Annotated in this window: 21 protein-coding genes; 17 read left to right on the forward strand and 4 right to left on the reverse strand. The window is 46.9% G+C overall.

Annotation, left to right across the window (positions count from 1 at the left end):
* Positions 1-211 precede the first annotated feature (211 nt).
* From ABD014_RS17890 to ABD014_RS17940, 11 genes are all read left to right on the forward strand, one after another.
* Positions 212-499: a stage VI sporulation protein F gene (locus ABD014_RS17890; RefSeq protein WP_068781899.1), complete on the forward strand. Its 288-nt coding sequence runs from the start codon at positions 212-214 to the stop codon at positions 497-499.
* 170 nt (positions 500-669) lie between these two features.
* Entirely contained in the window at positions 670-1452 is a 783-nt protein-coding gene (locus ABD014_RS17895) for a helix-turn-helix domain-containing protein (RefSeq protein ID WP_343863738.1), read from the forward strand.
* 320 nt (positions 1453-1772) lie between these two features.
* Positions 1773-2477 carry a transglutaminase-like domain-containing protein gene (locus ABD014_RS17900; protein ID WP_343863277.1) on the forward strand — a complete coding sequence of 235 codons (705 nt, stop codon included), beginning with the start codon at positions 1773-1775 and terminating at the stop codon, positions 2475-2477.
* A 175-nt stretch (positions 2478-2652) separates the two neighbouring features.
* Positions 2653-3333, forward strand: a complete 681-nt coding sequence (locus ABD014_RS17905; RefSeq protein ID WP_343863279.1) for a TetR/AcrR family transcriptional regulator — start codon at positions 2653-2655, stop codon at positions 3331-3333.
* Positions 3334-3458: 125 nt separating this feature from the next.
* Positions 3459-4205, forward strand: a complete 747-nt coding sequence (map, locus tag ABD014_RS17910) for a type I methionyl aminopeptidase (RefSeq protein ID WP_343863281.1) — start codon at positions 3459-3461, stop codon at positions 4203-4205.
* Between the two features lie 201 nt (positions 4206-4406).
* Complete coding sequence (locus tag ABD014_RS17915) at positions 4407-4817, forward strand: YhjD family protein (RefSeq protein WP_343863283.1); 411 nt, start codon at positions 4407-4409, stop codon at positions 4815-4817.
* The gene (locus tag ABD014_RS17920) at positions 4814-6052 is read left to right on the forward strand and encodes a DNA polymerase IV (RefSeq protein ID WP_343863285.1); all 1239 of its coding nucleotides are present in this window, start codon (positions 4814-4816) and stop codon (positions 6050-6052) included. Before ABD014_RS17915 ends, ABD014_RS17920 begins: the two co-directional genes overlap by 4 nt.
* Positions 6049-6402, forward strand: coding sequence for a YolD-like family protein (locus tag ABD014_RS17925; RefSeq protein WP_343863287.1), 354 nt, complete (start codon positions 6049-6051; stop codon positions 6400-6402). Before ABD014_RS17920 ends, ABD014_RS17925 begins: the two co-directional genes overlap by 4 nt.
* 104 nt (positions 6403-6506) lie before the next feature.
* Positions 6507-7007 (forward strand): Crp/Fnr family transcriptional regulator, encoded by a 501-nt coding sequence (locus ABD014_RS17930; RefSeq protein WP_126997564.1) that lies wholly within the window; start codon positions 6507-6509, stop codon positions 7005-7007.
* A gap of 394 nt (positions 7008-7401) precedes the next feature.
* Entirely contained in the window at positions 7402-8061 is a 660-nt protein-coding gene (locus tag ABD014_RS17935) for a YitT family protein (RefSeq protein WP_343863292.1), read from the forward strand.
* Positions 8062-8173: 112 nt separating this feature from the next.
* Entirely contained in the window at positions 8174-8677 is a 504-nt protein-coding gene (locus ABD014_RS17940) for a Crp/Fnr family transcriptional regulator (RefSeq protein ID WP_343863294.1), read from the forward strand.
* A gap of 93 nt (positions 8678-8770) precedes the next feature.
* Here the strand turns inward: ABD014_RS17940 and hmpA are convergent, their stop codons facing one another.
* Both hmpA and msrB read right to left on the reverse strand, forming a co-directional pair.
* Entirely contained in the window at positions 8771-9973 is a 1203-nt protein-coding gene (hmpA, locus tag ABD014_RS17945) for an NO-inducible flavohemoprotein (protein ID WP_343863296.1), read from the reverse strand.
* A 192-nt stretch (positions 9974-10165) separates the two neighbouring features.
* A complete protein-coding gene (msrB, locus tag ABD014_RS17950) occupies positions 10166-11143 on the reverse strand; it encodes a peptide-methionine (R)-S-oxide reductase MsrB (RefSeq protein WP_343863298.1) in 978 nt (325 codons plus the stop codon).
* A 544-nt stretch (positions 11144-11687) separates the two neighbouring features.
* Here msrB and ABD014_RS17955 point away from each other — a divergent pair.
* The gene (locus tag ABD014_RS17955; protein WP_343863300.1) at positions 11688-12491 is read left to right on the forward strand and encodes a TerC family protein; all 804 of its coding nucleotides are present in this window, start codon (positions 11688-11690) and stop codon (positions 12489-12491) included.
* An 89-nt stretch (positions 12492-12580) separates the two neighbouring features.
* Here the strand turns inward: ABD014_RS17955 and ABD014_RS17960 are convergent, their stop codons facing one another.
* A complete protein-coding gene (locus ABD014_RS17960) occupies positions 12581-13468 on the reverse strand; it encodes an AraC family transcriptional regulator (protein ID WP_343863302.1) in 888 nt (295 codons plus the stop codon).
* A 273-nt stretch (positions 13469-13741) separates the two neighbouring features.
* Between ABD014_RS17960 and ABD014_RS17965 the strand changes: the two genes are divergently transcribed.
* The 5 genes from ABD014_RS17965 (at position 13742) to ABD014_RS17985 (ending at position 17979) form a co-directional block, all read left to right on the forward strand.
* A complete protein-coding gene (locus tag ABD014_RS17965; RefSeq protein ID WP_343863304.1) occupies positions 13742-14512 on the forward strand; it encodes a sugar phosphate isomerase/epimerase family protein in 771 nt (256 codons plus the stop codon).
* On the forward strand, positions 14505-15587 hold the full coding sequence (locus ABD014_RS17970) for a Gfo/Idh/MocA family protein (RefSeq protein ID WP_343863306.1): 1083 nt from the start codon (positions 14505-14507) through the stop codon (positions 15585-15587). Before ABD014_RS17965 ends, ABD014_RS17970 begins: the two co-directional genes overlap by 8 nt.
* A gap of 61 nt (positions 15588-15648) precedes the next feature.
* Positions 15649-16617, forward strand: a complete 969-nt coding sequence (locus ABD014_RS17975) for a sugar phosphate isomerase/epimerase family protein (protein ID WP_343863309.1) — start codon at positions 15649-15651, stop codon at positions 16615-16617.
* A gap of 270 nt (positions 16618-16887) precedes the next feature.
* Positions 16888-17214, forward strand: coding sequence for a winged helix-turn-helix transcriptional regulator (locus ABD014_RS17980; RefSeq protein ID WP_126997584.1), 327 nt, complete (start codon positions 16888-16890; stop codon positions 17212-17214).
* 198 nt (positions 17215-17412) lie between these two features.
* Complete coding sequence (locus ABD014_RS17985) at positions 17413-17979, forward strand: NAD(P)/FAD-dependent oxidoreductase (RefSeq protein WP_126997587.1); 567 nt, start codon at positions 17413-17415, stop codon at positions 17977-17979.
* A gap of 159 nt (positions 17980-18138) precedes the next feature.
* On the opposite strand, the gene ABD014_RS17990 is transcribed toward ABD014_RS17985, so the two are convergent.
* Positions 18139-18855 carry a Crp/Fnr family transcriptional regulator gene (locus ABD014_RS17990; RefSeq protein WP_126997591.1) on the reverse strand — a complete coding sequence of 239 codons (717 nt, stop codon included), beginning with the start codon at positions 18853-18855 and terminating at the stop codon, positions 18139-18141.
* Positions 18856-19105: the final 250 nt, after the last annotated feature.

A 19105-nucleotide genomic window follows, 5' to 3' on the forward strand; every position in this document is an offset into this window, starting at 1 on the left:
TGAGCTTAGCCGTGGCGCCTTGCAAGGAGAATGGTCCCCATTTACTAAGCATTGCAGCTGCTTTCCAACTTGTATTTCCCTTACTGCTCAGGGGGCTAGCGCTTTTGGAAAACCCAATACTCGCGCGCCTAATTTCATTTTTAAGACACTATGTACAGACTTCCGTCATATATCTAGAAAGTAGGTGTTATGAGGGAGGTGCAATGAGCGTTTGAGTTACCAACAGTTTGGCATTAGTCCGCAATTAGTAGAGCGGATAAAGCTTAAAATGAAGAATCCGGCCACGAAGGATCGAATCAAGAATTTGGTGGACGGTTTAACAAAATCCGATTTGCAGGATCGTGTGAAGGTACGCCGGCTTGTCAAGTCAGCAGCAGGGATTCTGAATGAGCGGTTGACGAGCGTACAGGAAGAGCAGATTGTCTCATTTGTAGTTGCCCAGAAAATCGATCCACGCAATACATTTCACCTGATTAAGCTGTGGGGAATGTTCCGATAGCGGTAAAACCAAGAAGTGAGGGTTCTTGTATCAAGGGCCTTCACTTTTTTTGTTATGAGGTACGCAGGTTCCTTCTTTACTTCATAGATGCCGATCGGTATAATTCGAACCAATGAATGTTTACATATCACTCTACCGCAATGGACGGGAAGGAGAAGCTGGAATTGCATATGTTTGGTTTCCCCTATGAGCTCATATTGTATTTTAGTCGGGATCATATCTCTTTTCTTACGAATAAGGTAGATGCCGATGATCACAGCCATCATTACATACAATTTACAGTAGGACTTGAACAGCCAGTATCTATTACGGTGGAAGGACAGCCGATGCAAGCTTCGGGACTCTTTCTTCAATCCAGTGTGATTCATCAATTGCAGGGGCATCAACAGTGGCAATGGTACATGCTGATCAATCCCGAATCAACCTTGGGAGAGTTAGTGAGACTGGCGTATTTGCAGGATTCAAATGTCTGTGTATTGGGACAAGATCAGGTTGACCCACTGCGGCAGCTTGCTGCCAAGCAATTGTATTCGATAACTAGCCAGGATGATTACAACCAGAGTATGAGGAGGTTTATGCAAATTTTACGGCTGCAGGAACAGGATCATGAGTTTGAGTCTGACCCGAATGAACGCATTGGTGACGTATTGCTCGCCATCGAGATGTTTCCGTCCCATGATCTGACGGTTAGAGCGCTCAGCCAGCATATGTATATTTCCGAGAGCCGATTATCTCATATTTTCAAACAAAAGGTAGGTATATCACTAGCAAGCTACATTGTACATCATAAATTAAGAGCAGCATTCCAGGCGATTTTCAGTGGGGTATCCATGACAGAGGCTGCGGTTGAGGCGGGCTTCAGCAGTTCCTCCCATTTCTCCAAGACGGTTAGGGATAAGTTGGGTATGACTGCTCGCTCCATCGTGCAGAATAGCAGATTTTTGAAAGTGTAATGATTTTCGCTCCCTTATACTAATAGTGCGTGTTCAAAAAGTCAGACTTTCAGCACCGAAGCTTATGCTTCCGAAGGAAACATACTTCGTAAGCATCTGCTTAGGCCCGGGTGAATTCAAGATTCGATGTCGAATAAGCCCTCAGTTACTTTGTGTTAGATATAGAATTTATAAGTTATCAGCAGAGCTGATGAAATTCTATATCGCAAGAAAACCTACCTTTGAATCGCGGTCGCTCATCCTTGAATGGCCTCGTTAGAGGTTTTCTTATCAAAGAAGGACTTTTTGAACATCTCTAATAAGCAGAAGGAGGGATGAACATGGAAGAATTCTTGCAAGCTACAGCTTTAGTAGACTATACTCATCCATCGATTAGGCAACTCATAATGGAGAAGGGATGGAATGAGCTTACTGAATACGAAAAAATCCGTCAAATCTATGATTATGTAAGAAATCAGATCAAATTCGGCTACAACCGTGGCGATGATATTCCCGCTTCGGAGGTGCTTGCTGACGGGTATGGGCAATGCAATACCAAGAGCATTCTATTGATGGCGCTGCTGCGGGGCGTCAAGATTCCGTGCCGGATTCATGGCTTTTATATCGATAAAAAAATGCAAAAGGGCGCGCTTACCGGTGTCATCTATACCTTCGCACCTGCAAATATCGTTCATGCTTGGACTGAAGTATGGTTTGAAGGGAAATGGGTAGCGTTGGAGGGTGTCATTATCGATGATCCTTATCTCAACCAGGTGCAGGATAGACTCTGCAGCTATAATGGAGGGTATATCGGCTACGGAATTGCCATTAAAGATAAAGCGGGCATTAATCTATGCTGGCGTGGTGAGAGCACCTATATTCAGAGCTTCTCGATTACCGAAGATTTAGGGTATTTCGACCATCCTGATGAATTTTTCGCCAAGTATAACAATGTCAAAGGCGCTGTGAAAAAAATGTTATTAAATCTGCTGCGCAAACGGATTAACCGGCAGACGGATGCGATCCGTAAGGGCAGCATGAAATAAAAAATGAGGTTAGCCTGGTTCGACAGGCTGGCCTTATTTTTTATAGTGTATTTGTTGTAGCTTGCTCCATAGTGGAAATTCCGATCCTATAATTTTACATATCGATCTTGTTTTTTGGCAGCAATTGCTGTATTTTTAAATTGACATGATAGTAGGTCAAAAAAAGGAGGCCAACATGACTCCCCGTACAAAAGCGCAAAATGAAGAAATTCGAAATCGGCGAATTGCCGAAATCATTCAGGCGGCGGCTGATGTTTATTTGGATAAGGGCATGCTGTTGGAAATTCGTGATGTTGCCCGCTTGGCTGGCTTAGGTTATGGAACGGTATATCATTACTATAAGAATAAAATAGACTTATTGCATGATTTGTTGTGGCAAGCTTTGGAGCGGAGTGCGGCAACTGTCGATCGATTAATTCATGAATCGCAGACGGTCTCTGGTGGCAAACTTCCTTATACCGTGGAAATATCGGGAGTCATGACTGTGGCTAGGACCAAAGAAATAGAACATAAACTCTGGCATGCTCTTGTTACAGATCTCTTGAAGACGTGGGCGGAGGATCATGCCGCGTATCTAGTGTTCCAGCTGGGTAATGAGGATTACCGTCAGCTTCCCGAGGAACAGGCTTTGCCTCTAATCAAGGCATACCAGGAACATATTGTGATTCCTCTATCGCATCTAATTGAACTAGGGGAATCAAGGGCTGCCCCAGGCATGTCTGGCCTGGATGCAGAGACCAAGACACGGATGCTGTTATCGGCGATGACCGGCTGCACGATGCTGCCGCTTCGGCGAGGGACGCTGTCCATTGAAGCGGAGGGGATTTCCAGCTTTCTATGTGCCGGACTGGCCTGATGGTCGTCGGTTGCTGGGCTAGTAAGTGAGATCTCGATTTCGCGTCTATCCATGGATGGAACAGTCCGCCTTGTGAAGGCTAAAGGGCATACAGATGTCCGAAAATGAAGGAGTGGAAGAGAAAGATGATTATTTTGAAGTCAGCAAGAGAGATTGAAGAAATGAAAACGGCGGGCCAAATTGTGGCTGATTGCCATCGCGAGGTTTCGAAGATCATTAAGCCAGGGATTACGACTCAGGAGATCAATGATTTCGTGGCCAGACATATTATTAAGCTTGGCGCCAAGCAGTTCACAAAAGGATATAACGGCTTCCCCGCAGAAACCTGTGCATCGGTCAATGATGTCGTAGCGCATGGCTTCCCTGGCAAAAAGCCACTAGAGGAAGGGGATCTGCTGAAGCTTGATATCGTTGCTGAATACGACGGCTGGTTTGGCGATTCTTGCTGGACTTATGCTATTGGTCAGATTAGCCTTGAGGCGGAACGCTTGATACAGGTCACGAAGGAGTGCCTCGATATCGGGATAAGCAAGGCCCTGCCTGGAAATCGTCTCGGCGACGTAACATCGGCGATCCAACAGCATGCCGAATCGAACGGCTTCTCGGTTGTACGCGATTTGTTGGCGCACGGAGTTGGGCGCAGCCTGCATGAGGATCCGAACTTCGAGCATATCGGTGTGGCTGGGAAAGGTGTGCGTCTAAGAGAGGGCATGGTATTTACGATCGAGCCGATGATTAATCAAGGTACGTTCCGGATTACGATCGACGAAGATGGATGGACAGCCAGAACGGCTGACGGCAAGCTCTCCGCTCAATTCGAGCATACGCTGGCACTAACTGAGGACGGTCCGCTTGTATTGACCGCCCATTAATAAATAGGACTGCCATTTTTAATAGTTAATTCAACATACAGAACCGGTTAAGCGTAAGGGCTTGACCGGTTTTTCATTTGCCTGAATAACCAGTAATAACCTGTTGCCAAGGGGAATATTTGTTCGTATTATGAATATAATAGGAACAAACGTTCTTGCAGAAGGTGAACTTATGATTTACAGTGTGCGAAGTGGGCTGCGATGAGTCCAATTCCTTGGCAGACGCCGGAAGAGGCGAGGTTCGTGAAAGAGTCCGTTCTGCTGCCGATAATTCTAGATGTACTGGAACGGGACCGCGCAGCGGTAGTCCGGGCAGAGTTGAAGCTGCCGGAGATATATGGCGAACTCATTGATTCGCTGCAAAAGGCAGCGATGGAGGAGTTATCCCGGGCCAGACAGGGGCTACGGCAGCATGGAATGAAGATCTATAAGGAGCGCCGGACGGTGCTTGGCATCGAGGCAAGCTATTTATGCCGAGGATACCATTATGAATTTTCTATGCTATGGGGGCTTGTCAAAGCGGAAATCCTGCAGAGGATTCGCAGTTATCTGAGCGTCTCTTCAGTCGGCTTCCCAGAAGTCAATGGTGCAAAAGAAGGGGATGGCTCATGAAGCAGAAGGAGCGCGTCATTATGATGGGGGATTGCCAATCGTTCTACGCGAGTGTAGAGAAGGCAGACCATCCGCAGTATATAGATCGCCCGTTGATCGTGGCAGGCGATCCTGAACGTCGTTCCGGCATTGTGCTGGCGGCTTGTCCGATCGCCAAACGGTACGGGGTGACGACCGCAGAGAATGTGGGAACGGCGCTGGCGAAGTGCCCCGAGCTCGTCGTGATGAGACCGAGAATGGAGAAATATATCCATGTATCGATGCAGATTACGGAGATTATGAGACAATTTACCGACCTGGTGGAGCCTTACAGTATTGATGAACAACATTTGGATGTAACCGGGAGCTTATCTTTATTCGGGGACCCGGATACTCTGGCGCGCATGATTCAGACTGAGATCTTGAATAGGACGGGGGTGCGCTGCCGTTTTGGGATCAGCTATAACAAGGCGGTCAGCAAGATGGCCTGTGACAACTTTGCCAAGAAGAATGCGGATGGCATCTATCTTCTTCCTCAGGAGAAGCTTCAGGATGTGCTCTGGCCGCTGCCGATTCGGAAATTGCTGATGGTTGGTTCGCGGATGGAACGGCACCTTCTGAACATGGGCCTGTCGACAATCGGCCGTTTAGCCAACACGCCGGTGCAGCGGCTGAAAGCCCGTTTCGGAGTGAATGGGGAAGTGCTGTGGCGTCTGGCCAACGGCATCGATCCTTCACCAGTCAACCCGAATAGCCATCAAGGCGTCAAATCCATTGGTCACGAGATGACACTGCCACGGGATTACTATTCCTTTGAGACGATTGCCATTCCTTTATTAGAGCTGACCGAGCTCGTCTGTCGGCGCTGCCGGGACAAAGGGTTCATGGGCAGTGTGGTCAGCATCAGTTGCCGGGGAGCGGATTTCGACCGCCCGACCGGATTCTCACGGCAATTGAAGCTGTCTGATCCGACGAATGTGACTAACCAGGTCTACGAGGCAGTGATGGCACTGTTCCGCAAGCACTGGGACGATCTTCCTGTACGCAAGGTGGGTGTTACCCTGTCGGGATTAGTATCGGATGACGCCTATCAATTGACCTTATTTGACGAGCGGCCCAAGTATCAGGCGCTCGAGAGAGCAACGGATGAGATTAAGCGGAAGTATGGAGATTCCGCTATCCTAAGAGCGGTATCACTAACGGCTTCAGGCCAGGCCAGAGACCGGGCCGGCAAGATTGGAGGGCATTATCGATGACAGGTAAATTGCAAGGGAACGGGCTGTGGGAATCCTCGCGAATGATGCTGCCGGAGCATAAGGAAGCGATCCTGAACAGCAATCGTCATTTGCAGAAGAGAACGCGGGTTCAACTGGATGAACAGGAGCTGGAGAGATTCTCACGAATTTTAATGGAATCGCAGCATGAGGGAAGAGAGGTAGCGCTTCGTCTATTTGGTGAATATGAGGATCATCATCTTAATGGAATCGTCGCTCGTCTGGATCCTCGCGGGAGGCGGGTGTGTCTACGGACAGACTCCGGAATGGAATGGGTGTTATGGCGTGATATTGTCAGCGCCGAGTTCGCAGCGGGATACACCAGAGATTAAGAAGAATTGGACATGAAGTATGGTAAGGCCGCCCCATGGTGCCGAACGCATATTATGCTATAATATGGGTTACAGCATTTTGGATTGAATGGGGAGATTAATTGATGATCTTGCATAAAGGTGATGCATTATTTCACCAGGGAGATGAATGTGAGAACTTGTATCGCATTAAGAGTGGCTTATTCAAGGTAATACGACTGCATGAGAATGGAAATGTGGTATTGTTTAATATTTTATATCCCGATGAGATCGTTCCGCATCATTCTCTGGTCTCGCCCAAGGAAGTGCTGGGAACAGCGATTGCGCTGGTCCAAAGTGAGGTGGAGGTTATTCCAGCAAAGCAATGGTACCAGGATATGAAGAATAATCCAGACAAGGCGATGGAAGTGGCCATGCAGCTGCAGGAGAAGCTAAGATTTATGCAGGAGCGGCTGGATCATCTATCGATCGGCACTCCGGCCGAACGGCTGGAGCTATTGGGGGACTGGCTAAGCCAGCATGTCCCAGGCACGCATCTTACCGATTACCTGACTCAGGAGGAGATTGGGCAACTGATCGGAGTGAGGCGCGAGACGGTTAATCGTCTGCTCAAAACATTAGGCTAGATTGTCTGCTAGTGAATTCAGTATTATATCGTTGAGAATTGAAGGATGATAAGATCCGCATGATATGCGGCGTTTAATATGAGCAATAATGATGGTATTTCCTGCTTAGCGGAAGAAGCACGACATTTTTGTCATGAATCGAATTGTGGTATAATAATATAGAATCAAAAACAGAAAGGATCAGGATACCATGTGTCCCTTAAGGACGAATCCCCAAAGGACGATTTGGAAACGTTGTGATCTCTCTTACACTTAGCTTCTTACGTGGAACGTCGGTTTGCGACAATACCCTTACGAAAGAAGCGAGTGATGATGCGAAGTATGAAGTCCTCGAGGATCTTCTTCGCGGGGTGTTGGCGTAAGGTCAACCAATCTGCGATAAGAGGGATTCTTTATGAGGAAGAAAGCAGCAAGATGGCAGTATGACGGTAAGCAGTTATTAGTTTTGATGTTTGGTACTTTTTTATTGGCGTTTGCGTATTATCATATTAATTTTCAGAATGGTCTGTCAGAGGGTGGCTTTGTTGGCCTGGCGCTGTTAGGCAAATATTCACTGAATCTGCCTCCGGCGTTGTCGATGCTTGTGCTCGACGCTCTCGTAATGATTGTGGCTGTATTTTTCAAAGGCTGGAAATTTATTGCAAATACACTATTTGCCTCGGTGCTGTTCTCGGCATTCTATGAACTGTTCGAGCAATTCTCACCGTTGTCCATAGATCTAATGAACAATTTGCCGCTGGCGGCATTGTTGTCGGGTCTGTTGACAGGACTTGGCGCTGGGCTTGTTCTACGTGCCGGCGGTGCGTCAGGCGGAGACGATATTTTAGCATTGATGTTAAGTGGATGGTCAGGCATCAAGATTGGTACGATGTTCATCCTGATGGATGCGGTCGTATTGATATTATCCTTGTTCTATTTGCCATTTAAAGAGACGATGTTCACGATTATGGCGGTACTGATTGCCGGTAAAATCATTACCTGGACTGTACAGTATGGTCGTAAAGAAGTGCCATCGCGCAAAGTTTCTTACGGCATGAAACAGAAAACGGCGTGAGCCTTCGGGCTTCAGCGTCGTTTTCTTTTTTTTTGGAGATTTCGAACGGGCATAGGCTTTGGAATTCTGCTATAATATGGAATATAGTTTTTGCGGGAATGGAGAGATCAATATGATTTTACATAAGGGTGAGGTGCTATTTCATCAAGGGGATGAAGGCGTGAACCTGTATCACATTAAGAGCGGGTTGTTCAAGGTGACCAGACTACATGAAAATGGAAATATGGTGTTATTTAATATTCTTTACCCGGGTGAGATGGTTCCGCATCATTCCTTGATCTCACCGAAGGAGACGCATGGAACGGCAATGGCGCTAGTACGAAGTGAAGTTGAGGCTATTCCTGCTGAGAAATGGTACCGGGAGCTCGAAGAGGATCCGCATAAGGCGCTTGAGATCGCCAAGCTGCTGCAGGAGAAGATCAGATTTATGCAGGAACGGTTGGATCATTTGACGGTAGGAACGCCTGCTGAGAGGTTGGAACTACTGAATAAATGGCTAAGTCAGCATGCGAATGGCGTCCCGTTAACGGATTATTTGACGCAAGAGGAGATTGGTCAATTGATCGGGATCAGGCGCGAGACGGTGAATCGCTTGCTGAGGGAAATGAACAAATAAGGTTAATCTCAAATCTGAAATAAGCCCCCACGAATCTGGCGATACGAAGCACGCTGAAGCCGCGGGGGTTATATATAGAATCGTTATAGGCAATTAATCCAGACTATCCGCAGGTCCGAAGAACTCGAAATGGATCCGGTTCTCAGGAACTCCCCATTCCTTAAGAGCACGGTTAACGGCCTGCATGAACGGTGTAGGTCCACAGAAATAGAAATCGGCATTGGAATCAGTCACACTCTGCAGCCAAGGAAGATCGATGAAGCCGGTTTTGTCACAGCTTTCACCAGCGGCTGGAGCTTCATAGACAAGATAAGAACGTAAGGCCGGATGATCTTGAGTCAACTGGCTAATATGCTCTTTCATAGCATGCTGGCTTCCGTTGCGGGCTGCGTGGATATACACGACCTCGCGTGAAGGCTGTTGCTCCAGCAGTGTCTCAAGCATACTAACCATCGGAGTTAGGCCTACACCGCCACTGATCAGTACAACCGGAAGCTCCCCGGATTGATCAAGTATGAATTCCCCGGCCGGCGAGCTAAGCTCCAGAAAGTCTCCTTCATGAACATCGTCATGCAAATATGTGGATACGATTCCGGCTGGTCTATCGGCCATGGCCTCCTCGCGTTTCACGGAGATGCGGTAATAAGCATGACCTGGCGAAGTGGACAGACTGTAGTGGCGAAGATGGGTGAAGGATTGTCCTTCTGGTTTAACACGTACTGTGATGTATTGTCCAGGCAGATAACTGGCGATCTCATTGCCGTCTTCTGGTTTTAAGTAAAAAGAGGTGATGACATTGCTCTCTTTAACCTTGCGCTCAACAATAAAACGGCGGAATCCGCGCCAGCCGCCAGGCTGCTGCTCAGCCTCCTGGTACATCCCAGCTTCGACGCTGATGAATACATCGGCGATGACACCATAGGCTTTGCCCCAGGCCTCGATGATCTCATCGGTTGCAGCGTCACCGAGTACCATTTTAATAGCGGCGAGCAGATTCTCGCCAACGATCGGATATTGCTCCGGCAAAATGCCCAGCGCCCGGTGCTTTTGGGCAATTCCTTTGACAACAGGCAGGATTTCTTCCAGACGATCGATATGTGCGGCAGCAGCGTAGACAGCGTTGGCTAGAGCTGTAGACTGTTTGCCTTGACGCTGATTAGCGTGGTTAAATACATTGAGTAATTCAGGATGGTTTTTAAACATCGTTTCATAAAATTTTTTAGTAATTGTTTGCCCATGAACCTCTAGTACAGGAACCGTCGATTTGATGATTTCAATGGTTTTTGCATCAAGCATAGGGGTACCTTCTTTCTATGTGATAAATCTTACAGTTATAAGTATAGGCAAATAGAAATATTAACAAATGTGATTGCCGTCACTTTAATTATTTACAAAACGTGAACTTATGGATTGTGCAATTAAATTTGTCACATATAAAAAAACAGTGTGGGCCCTAAGGCTCACACTGTTTTTGAACGATATGCTATTTTAGCTCTGCTGCTCGAACAACGGCAGGTACTCTCCATAGCCTTCTTTCTTCAGCTCATCCTTCGGAATGAAGCGGAGCGCAGCGGAGTTGATGCAGTAGCGGAGTCCAGTTGGGCCTGGGCCGTCATCGAATACATGTCCCAGATGAGAGTCGCCTTGCCGGCTTCTAACTTCTGTACGTATCATGAAATGGCTCTTGTCCAGCTTCTCCTTGATATTGTAGGACTGCAGCGGACGGGTGAAGCTTGGCCAGCCACAGCCCGCGTCATATTTATCCAGTGAGCTGAACAGAGGCTCGCCGGATACGACATCCACGTAAATGCCATCTGCGGTATGCTCCCAATACTCGCCGGTGAATGGTCTTTCGGTGGCGCTGTTCTGTGTGACTTCATATTGAATCGGCGTCAGAACCTGCTTCAATTGCTCACGGTCGGCAGGGCCGGACCAATGTTGTTCAATGAAATCTTCCCGGCCAGAGCCGATCCGATAACGCTTGTAGTGCAGCGGGTTCTTCTTGTGGTAATCTTGATGATAATCTTCAGCCGGATAAAAGACGGAAGCCGGCAAAATTGGCGTTACGATCGGTTTATCAAAGCGTCCGCTCTGTTCAAGCTCGAGCTTCGATTCCTCGGCTTCTTCACGCTGGCGCTCATTATGATAGAAAATAGCTGTATAGTAGGATTCCCCGCGGTCATGGAATTGTCCGCCTGCATCTGTCGGATCGATTTGCTGCCAGAACAGGGTAAGCAGCTTCCGGTACGGAAAGACGGCCGGATCAAATGTGATCTGCACAGCTTCATAATGGCCTGTACCCCCGGCGCATACTTCCTCGTAGGTTGGATTCTCTTTATGGCCACCGGTATAGCCCGAGACGATTCCATGTATGCCCGGAAGCTCTTCAAATGGGGATACCATACACCAGAAGCAGCCGCCGGCAAAAGTAGCCAATTCCAGATTAGGCAATGGTGCCTGGTTCATGTTTTTCCCTCCGTTTCGATATTAGTAAGATCTTGAGGTGTATCGATATTATTATACCTTTTTTTATGTAAAATTCGAAATAATTCCGATAAATAGCTAACGGAAATCACAGCCGTTATTTGATCCCAATAGAACCACCTGAAACTCTAATGGAACTAGGGGACCTTAATTGCTTAAAAGAGAGCGGTTTAGCCGGATTTGGCCCGAATAACGCATCTTATTTCCGTTAGCGAATTTTGAGAAGTGCTTGTTCACGAAGTTATATATTGACAGGTAAATCTATATCTTATAATATTATGACGTATAGTATATGAATTCATATATAAGTGTTAAATGATTAAAGGGGAGTAGCTGCTTCAGTAAAGTCGTCATTACGAGATGAACATCTCCGGCTTTATTGGCAACTTCAAGTTGTTAGCGAGACCTTTACCATTGCAGGGTAGAGGTTTAATCAAAAAGACCTTTACCGCAATCGGTAAAGGTCTTTTTTTATTAGTTTTAAGCCACAATAACAACACTACACTGACTAATTGGGGGAAAAAAGATGGATATTGGCTTGCTTATGGAGTATGGTTGGGTGCTCATTGTTCTGGTAGTGCTGGAGGGACTGCTCGCGGCGGATAATGCGCTGGTCCTGGCAATTATGGTGAAGCATCTGGAGGAGGATGTACGGAAGAAGGCTCTGTTCTACGGATTGGCAGGTGCGTTTATTTTCCGTTTTGCATCGTTATTTATTATCTCGTACCTGGTTGACGTGTGGCAGCTTCAAGCGATCGGGGCAATCTATCTGTTGTATATGGCTATCAATCATATCGTTCGCAAGCTGGTCGTCCATCGAGCTGAAAATGAGGGCGGACAGAATCATGAGAACATCCCGGAGAAAAAGAAGAAAACCTCCGGCTTTTGGGGCACGGTGCTGAAGGTGGAGCTGGCGGATATCGCGTTTGCGGTCGACTCGATCCTGGCCGCAGTTGCTCTAGCTGTTGCCTTGCCACCTAGCGGTCTGCCGAATATCGGCGGCATGGATGGCGGCAAATTTATCGTCATTTTGCTCGGCGGATTCATCGGTCTCATCATCATGCGCTTCGCAGCCAATTTCTTCGTGAAGCTGCTTCATTCCCGTCCGGGCCTGGAGATCGCGGCATTCCTTATCGTAGGCTGGGTGGGTGTTAAGTTAGCCGTACACACCTTAGCGCATCCGTCGCTTCACATCATCCCTGAAGCTTTTGCAGAGAGTACAGCCTGGAAGATCACATTCTATATTGTCCTGGTACTGATCGCTGTCGGCGCCTGGTTCCTGTCGGGCAAGAAGACCGCAGAGAACAAGCCTAGCAAGGCAAACGGATAATTCAGGAATACATCACATAAAAAAATGCTGCTGAAACCATCTATGGTTCTAGCAGCATTTTTTGTAACAAGCAGTACCCGAATCACCAGTTACATCCCATGGTTACGCGTGGTTTGCCGGTATTGCTTGGGAGACATCCCGAATTTCTTGCGGAATACTTTATGGAAATAGTTGTAGTTCGGAAATCCGGAGCTCTCGGCGACATGCTCCAATGATAGAGGGCTGAAGGTGATTCGCTCCTGTGCCATATTTAATCGCACTTCCAGCGCATATTGAATGATGCTTGTACCAAATGTTTCTTTGAACAAGTGGACGGCTCGCGATACGCTAATTCCAACATGGGCCGCAGCATCCTCCAGCTTAAAAGGAGAGGCGGCGTTCTCTTCAATATAGTTCTTGATGCGATGGGCGAGGTACGACGGATAAGTGGGCAGCGGCTGCTGCAGGAAGTTCCGATCGATATCCAGGCACAATATTCTTAAGTAATATTCGGCTATTTCAGGTGTAGGATTAGAAATCCGTCGCTGTTCGAGCATAATTTGACGGAAAGCGCCAATGATCCCCTCGGAAAGAGGAACCTTAATCTTCTGCGGCCGATCGTATTTCTCCCACCATTCATCGACCCAGCCTCCAGATAGGAATATATGATAATCGGCGCTGGAGACCATTTTCTCACCGAGTTGGTTCTGTTCCGCCTCAATTCGAAGCTCGTAGGGTTCACCGGGCTTGAACAGCAGCAGGTCACCCGGTTCTAGCAGCTCTAGCTTCCCATCCAAACGGGCCCGGCAGCGCCCGAAGGATTGAAGGCGAATAAGATAACTATGCAATCCTTCAGGATTAACCATATGAAAAGGCTTGCGGTGAGAGGAGTAGTTAGCAGTTAATATTTGCAAGTCCAAGCGTTCTGTCGGCGCTACCTTGTTGATGTGCTGAGGTGAATCATTGGCAGTTAATAGGTGAAGGTTACGGCAATCCATCGCTGATTCTCCTTTAGATAATAATAAAATAATGACCAGATTGTTCATGTTTGAATCATATTATTCATTTTAAATGAAAGCGATTTGAAATACCATTGGATTTGTAGTGCTAATATAAAAAAATCCTTTTCAGGAGTGGTGTCGTTGGCCGAGTGCCAAGGATAGGTGCTAGTTAAGGAAGACCTATGAATTCGGCGCACCCGAAGGTGTTGTGAGTTATAAAGTACACATTTTCGGTGTTCGTCTACAATCATTCGTAATGAGGTGAATCATATGGTGAAGGTAGGATTACAGCTTTATACGGTACGCGATTATTTGGAACGTGATTTTGAAGGTACGCTGCGGAAGGTGGCTGAGCTTGGATACCAGGGTGTGGAATTCGCTGGGTTCTATGGCCGTACGCCAGAGCAGGTGAAGGCTATCCTTGATGAGACAGGGCTTGTTGCTTTAGGTGCGCATACACCATATGAGCGCTTGCTCCATGCGCTGGATGAGGAGATCGCTTTTAACAAAGCTATCGGCAATCGCTACTTGGCTATGCCTTATTTGGCTGAAGAGGATCGCGGGCGCTGGGGTGAAGTGATAGAGGATCTGAAAGTGATTGGCCAGCGCTGCGCAGAAGAGGGAATGGTGCTGTTCTATCATAACCACGATTTCGAACTGACAGAGAAGCTCCGGGACAAGCCAGTACTTGATGCGATATTCTTTGAAGTATCCGAGGAATTGCTCAAGGTCGAGCTGGATTCATGTTGGGTGTACTTCGCGGGATTTGATCCGCTTGAATATATCGCAAAATACAGCGGTCGCATGCCTCTGCTTCACTGGAAGGATCTCGTTAAGAAGGCAGACGGATCACCGGAGACGGTGGAACTGGGCAAGGGAGAAGTGAATGTTCGGGACATTGCTGACGCTGCGATCCAGGCAGGTGCTGAATGGCTAGTTGTAGAACAGGATTATTGTGCTAATGATTCATTGAAGAGCATCGAGACAAGTATGGAATTTATACGCGCTTATGCACAAGAAGGAGGAAAACTAAATGTCTAAAAAAATAAAAGTAGCTGTAATCGGGTGTGGCGGGATCGCAAACGGCAAGCATTTGCCGAGTCTTTCGCAGGTAGAGCAAGTTGAATTGGTCGCTTTTTGCGATATTATCGAAGAACGCGCGACCAAAGCGGCTGCTGAATATGGCGTAGAAGGCGCCAAAGTATTTACAGATTTCCGCAAGTTGTTGGCAGAGACTGATGTAGAGGTTATTCATGTATGTACGCCTAACGATTCTCACGCAGAGATCACGGTGGCTTCCCTGGAATCCGGACGCCATGTTATGTGTGAGAAACCGATGGCCAAGACGGCTGAGCAAGCTCGTCAAATGCTGGACGCAGCGAAGCGTACGGGCAAGAAATTGAGCATTGCATATCAGAACCGCTTCCGCGACGATAGCATGTATTTGAAGCAATTGTGCGAAGAAGGGGAATTGGGTGATATTTATCTGGGTAAGGCGCTGGCGCTTCGTCGTCGTGCAGTTCCTACTTGGGGTGTATTTCTTGATGAAGAGAAGCAAGGTGGGGGCCCGCTCATCGATATCGGAACTCACGCACTGGACTTGACGCTTTGGTTGATGGACAACTACGAGCCGAAGAGTGTAACCGGACAAGTGTTCCACAAGCTAGGGGATCGTGAGAATGCGGCGAATGCATTTGGTCCGTGGAATCCGGAAGAGTTCAAGGTTGAAGATTCTGCATTCGGATTCATTACGATGAAGAATGGTGCGACCATTATTCTTGAATCAAGCTGGGCGATCAATATGGTTGATATCGGTGAAGCTAGAACGATGCTGTGTGGTACTGAAGGCGGAGCTGATATGACTAACGGTCTGCGTATTAACGGCGAGAAGAACAGCCGCTTGTATGACACGAAGATCGACCTTGGCGCTGGCGGTGTAGCGTTCTATGACGGCAAAGTGGAGAATGAAGCTGTCCGTGAAGCGAGAACTTGGATTGAAGCGATTATTGAAGACAAAGAGCCGATCGTAAAGCCGGAGCAAGCTCTCGTAGTTACTGAAATTCTTGAGGCAATTTATGAATCAGCGAAGACAGGCAAGGCAGTATATTTTGACTAATGGCTTATACACTATTAACTAAACATATGATAAACAAGAAATAGAGGTAGGAGGAAATACGATGAAATTAGGCGTCTTTATGGTTCTGTTTGGTGATCGTTCGTTCGAAGAAGCGTTGGATATGGCTGCATCCCGAGGCTTGAAGGCAGTAGAGATCGGTACAGGTGGGAATCCCGGCAAGGCTCACTGCAACCCGGATCTTCTTCTGGAGAACAAAGCTGCTCGTGAACAATTCAAGAAAGCGGTGGAATCCCGTGGCCTGATAATCAGTGCCTTGAGCTGTCACGGTAACCCGCTTCATCCGCAGAAGGCACTTGCACAGCAGGATCATGACGATTTCGTCAAGACGGTTCAGCTTGCAGAGTTGCTTGAAGTACCTGTCGTTAACACCTTCTCAGGCTGCCCAGGTGATCATGAGGATGCGAAATATCCGAACTGGCCGGTTGCTCCTTGGCCGAATGATTACCAGGAAGTGCTGAAATGGCAGTGGGAGAATAAAGTCATTCCTTATTGGAAGGAATGGGGTGCTTACGCTGAGAAGCATCATGTCAAGATCGGCCTTGAGCTTCATGGCGGCTTCTCCGTGCATACGCCAGGTACATTGCTTCGTCTTCGTGAAGCGGTTGGTGAAGTTATCGGCGCTAACCTGGACCCTAGCCATATGTGGTGGCAAGGCATTGATCCGGTTCAGGCAGTAGCTATCCTAGGTAAGGCGGGTGCAATCCACCACTTCCATGCCAAGGATACAACAATTGATCCGATTAATGTCAACATGCACGGGATTACTGACATGCAATCCTATTCATTAATGCAGGATCGTGCATGGCAATTCCGTACCGTTGGATATGGCCATGATATGAAGACTTGGGCGGATATTATCAGCGCGCTTCGCCTGCATGGTTATGACTATGCAGTAAGCATCGAGCACGAGGATGGATTGATGTCCATTGACGAAGGCTTCACGAAGGCTGTTCGCAATTTACAGCAAGTTATTATGGAGGACTCTGCCGCTGAGATGTGGTGGGTGTAAATACCTCAGGTTCTAAATAGAAGCAGAAATAACGGCTGCCATTAGGGAGCCGTTATTTCTGCTTCCTTAAATTGCTAAACTTATCGTATAGTTTACGAGATTAAGGCCTATGTTAATAGTACAGAGTTGGGAAAATGTTAAGGTAAGTATAATCTCTGTGTTAATTTATTTAAAAATATGCTAAACTGAAACAAACTAACTTATTGTAAGTTTTTAACGATGAAGTTTCTCATGAAGTAATGTTTCTAAATAGGTAAGAGGTGAAATGTAATGGATGATAACGGTACATCCATGTGTCAGCTGTGTCCGCGCTTTGAGTCGGCTTTCTCTTTGCTGGGAAAACGCTGGAACGGATTAATTATTCGAACTTTAATGGACGGACCCAAGAGATTCAAAGATATTTCAAATGGCATCCCGTCGATGAGTGATAAAATGCTATCCGAACGAATGAAGGATCTTGAGAATGAAGGCATTCTTGTGCGACATGTGTATCCGGAGACACCGGTTCGGATTGAATACGAATTGACGGATAAAGGGCGCGCATTGCGTCCCGTTATGGATCAGGTTCAATGCTGGGCTGAAGAATGGATTGAGTAACGTGGCTAGCCGTGCCGCTACCTGTGACGGGGGCGGCACGAACATTTTAGTTCAAAAAGGTCGGTTTTCAGCACCGAAGCTTATGCTTCCGATGTGCGTTTTTTCTAAATGCTGATGCTGAGCCACTTCTTGATTCACTTCACGATCAAAAGAAGACTTTTTGAACTACCCCTAATATTATAGAGAGTAGGTGTAATTTTGGCTGAGGTAATAGTAATCGGAGCAGGACCTGCAGGGGCAAGTGCAGCTTTGTTTCTGGCAAAGGCAGGTAAGGAGACACTTGTACTAGACAGCAATGGAAGCATGACGAAGAGAGCCTGGATTGAGAATCATTACGGCGTCAAAGAGACGTCCGGACCGGATTTACTGCAGACAGGCCGTGAACAAGCTGAGAAATTCGGCGCTAAGTTCATCGAAGAGAAAGTAATAGCCGTAGATACAAATGGTGAAACGAAAATAACCGTTAAGACGGAATCGGGACGCAGCTATGAAGCTTCTCATGTTATTTTGGCCACTGGTGCGCTTACGGATTTAGCTAAGTCGATCGGAATTACACTTAAAGATGGAAGAGAGCCACGTATCAAGACGGTCATTGACACGGACGGTAACGGACGTACCAGCAAGCCGAGAATTTGGGCAGCAGGTACAGTAGCTGGTGTCAGCGTTCATACGATTATTACCGCTGGCGATGGGGCTAAGGTCGCGATTGAGATTATTAGCGAATTGAACGGTGAACGTTATGTTGACCATGACATTTTAAAATAAAATGAACTTTTGCAGAAGAGGCCTTCATTATTTTGAAGGCCTTTTCTTTTTTGTCTTTCATATGATTGTGATCTCATGAGCCGGGTGTATGAATACAAAAAACCTTCATCTTCCTGATGGGGGAAGATGAAGGTTAAGGGGATGGTGCCGAACCGATCGTCAGATCCGGCAAATTTCATTTGGACAGAGTTCACAGTGGCACATGTCCTGCAGCATAACAAGGTCTTTAATGACGATCATGCCGTTCACATATTCGAGCGCGTCTTTCTTGCGCAGATCGCTCAGCATACGGTTGACGCTCTCGCGGGTAGCACCGATCATGTTGGACAAGTCTGTATGTGTGATTTTCTTGTTAATGAGAATGGAATCGCCATAGGGCTCACCGTAAGTATTGCTAAGACGGATCAGAGTAGAGGTGAGCGCACCAGGTTTGCCGTACATCATCAAGTCACGGAATTTAGTCTGGGTTAGTCGGTGATGGATTCCCATCCATTTCATGAAATCGATTGAAAAATCGCAATGCTGACAAATCATGATCTCCAGATCCTTCTGCTCGATTACACCGACCTCGCTGTCTTCGATCACTTCAGCGGTGAAGCTGTGCTTCATACTAAAGAAAGGATCGGCCTGTCCGACCATATCGCCGCGACCATACATATATAGAATAAGTTCTTTACCTTCATCGGTAGATTTGGTTAATTTTACTCGCCCGCGCTTAATGTAGAATAGCTTATCGGAAAGATCGCCTTCCCAGAAAAGATGCGTTCCCTCGGGATAAGATTTATCCTTCATCGTAACAAGAAGCCTGTTGAAGTTTTGCTCGGAGAAACAACTTGTATTGCCGCGGGGCATGGTGGTATTTACGCTTTCACTCATCATCGATTTCCCCTTTTATACGAATTTGTTCTAAATTTTCTGAAAATTTTAAATTATTTTAAATTAATTATATAACGATTATTTGATTTTGGGTCGCCTCTAATACGTCTAAAAGTGTCTAATTTTTAACATTGTGACTAATTTCACTTTGGAAGCGTTATCCAATTGCAAATATGTTCGCTAAACGTGAAACTTAGTTTGTTAAATTGCTTAAAGTTTGGAACCCAAGCAAAATGGAATATAATATATG

Source organism: Paenibacillus motobuensis, assembly GCF_039521865.1.
Taxonomy (GTDB): domain Bacteria; phylum Bacillota; class Bacilli; order Paenibacillales; family Paenibacillaceae; genus Fontibacillus; species Fontibacillus motobuensis.

Coding starts and splice junctions, on each gene's coding strand:
- ABD014_RS17895 (WP_343863738.1), top strand. CDS start 670: ATGTTTGGTTTCCCCTATGAGCTCATATTGTATTTTAGTCGGGATCAT.
- ABD014_RS17900 (WP_343863277.1), top strand. CDS start 1,773: ATGGAAGAATTCTTGCAAGCTACAGCTTTAGTAGACTATACTCATCCA.
- ABD014_RS17905 (WP_343863279.1), top strand. CDS start 2,653: ATGACTCCCCGTACAAAAGCGCAAAATGAAGAAATTCGAAATCGGCGA.
- map (WP_343863281.1), top strand. CDS start 3,459: ATGATTATTTTGAAGTCAGCAAGAGAGATTGAAGAAATGAAAACGGCG.
- ABD014_RS17915 (WP_343863283.1), top strand. CDS start 4,407: ATGAGTCCAATTCCTTGGCAGACGCCGGAAGAGGCGAGGTTCGTGAAA.
- ABD014_RS17920 (WP_343863285.1), top strand. CDS start 4,814: ATGAAGCAGAAGGAGCGCGTCATTATGATGGGGGATTGCCAATCGTTC.
- ABD014_RS17925 (WP_343863287.1), top strand. CDS start 6,049: ATGACAGGTAAATTGCAAGGGAACGGGCTGTGGGAATCCTCGCGAATG.
- ABD014_RS17930 (WP_126997564.1), top strand. CDS start 6,507: ATGATCTTGCATAAAGGTGATGCATTATTTCACCAGGGAGATGAATGT.
- ABD014_RS17935 (WP_343863292.1), top strand. CDS start 7,402: ATGAGGAAGAAAGCAGCAAGATGGCAGTATGACGGTAAGCAGTTATTA.
- ABD014_RS17940 (WP_343863294.1), top strand. CDS start 8,174: ATGATTTTACATAAGGGTGAGGTGCTATTTCATCAAGGGGATGAAGGC.
- hmpA (WP_343863296.1), bottom strand. CDS start 9,973: ATGCTTGATGCAAAAACCATTGAAATCATCAAATCGACGGTTCCTGTA.
- msrB (WP_343863298.1), bottom strand. CDS start 11,143: ATGAACCAGGCACCATTGCCTAATCTGGAATTGGCTACTTTTGCCGGC.
- ABD014_RS17955 (WP_343863300.1), top strand. CDS start 11,688: ATGGATATTGGCTTGCTTATGGAGTATGGTTGGGTGCTCATTGTTCTG.
- ABD014_RS17960 (WP_343863302.1), bottom strand. CDS start 13,468: ATGGATTGCCGTAACCTTCACCTATTAACTGCCAATGATTCACCTCAG.
- ABD014_RS17965 (WP_343863304.1), top strand. CDS start 13,742: ATGGTGAAGGTAGGATTACAGCTTTATACGGTACGCGATTATTTGGAA.
- ABD014_RS17970 (WP_343863306.1), top strand. CDS start 14,505: ATGTCTAAAAAAATAAAAGTAGCTGTAATCGGGTGTGGCGGGATCGCA.
- ABD014_RS17975 (WP_343863309.1), top strand. CDS start 15,649: ATGAAATTAGGCGTCTTTATGGTTCTGTTTGGTGATCGTTCGTTCGAA.
- ABD014_RS17980 (WP_126997584.1), top strand. CDS start 16,888: ATGGATGATAACGGTACATCCATGTGTCAGCTGTGTCCGCGCTTTGAG.
- ABD014_RS17990 (WP_126997591.1), bottom strand. CDS start 18,855: ATGAGTGAAAGCGTAAATACCACCATGCCCCGCGGCAATACAAGTTGT.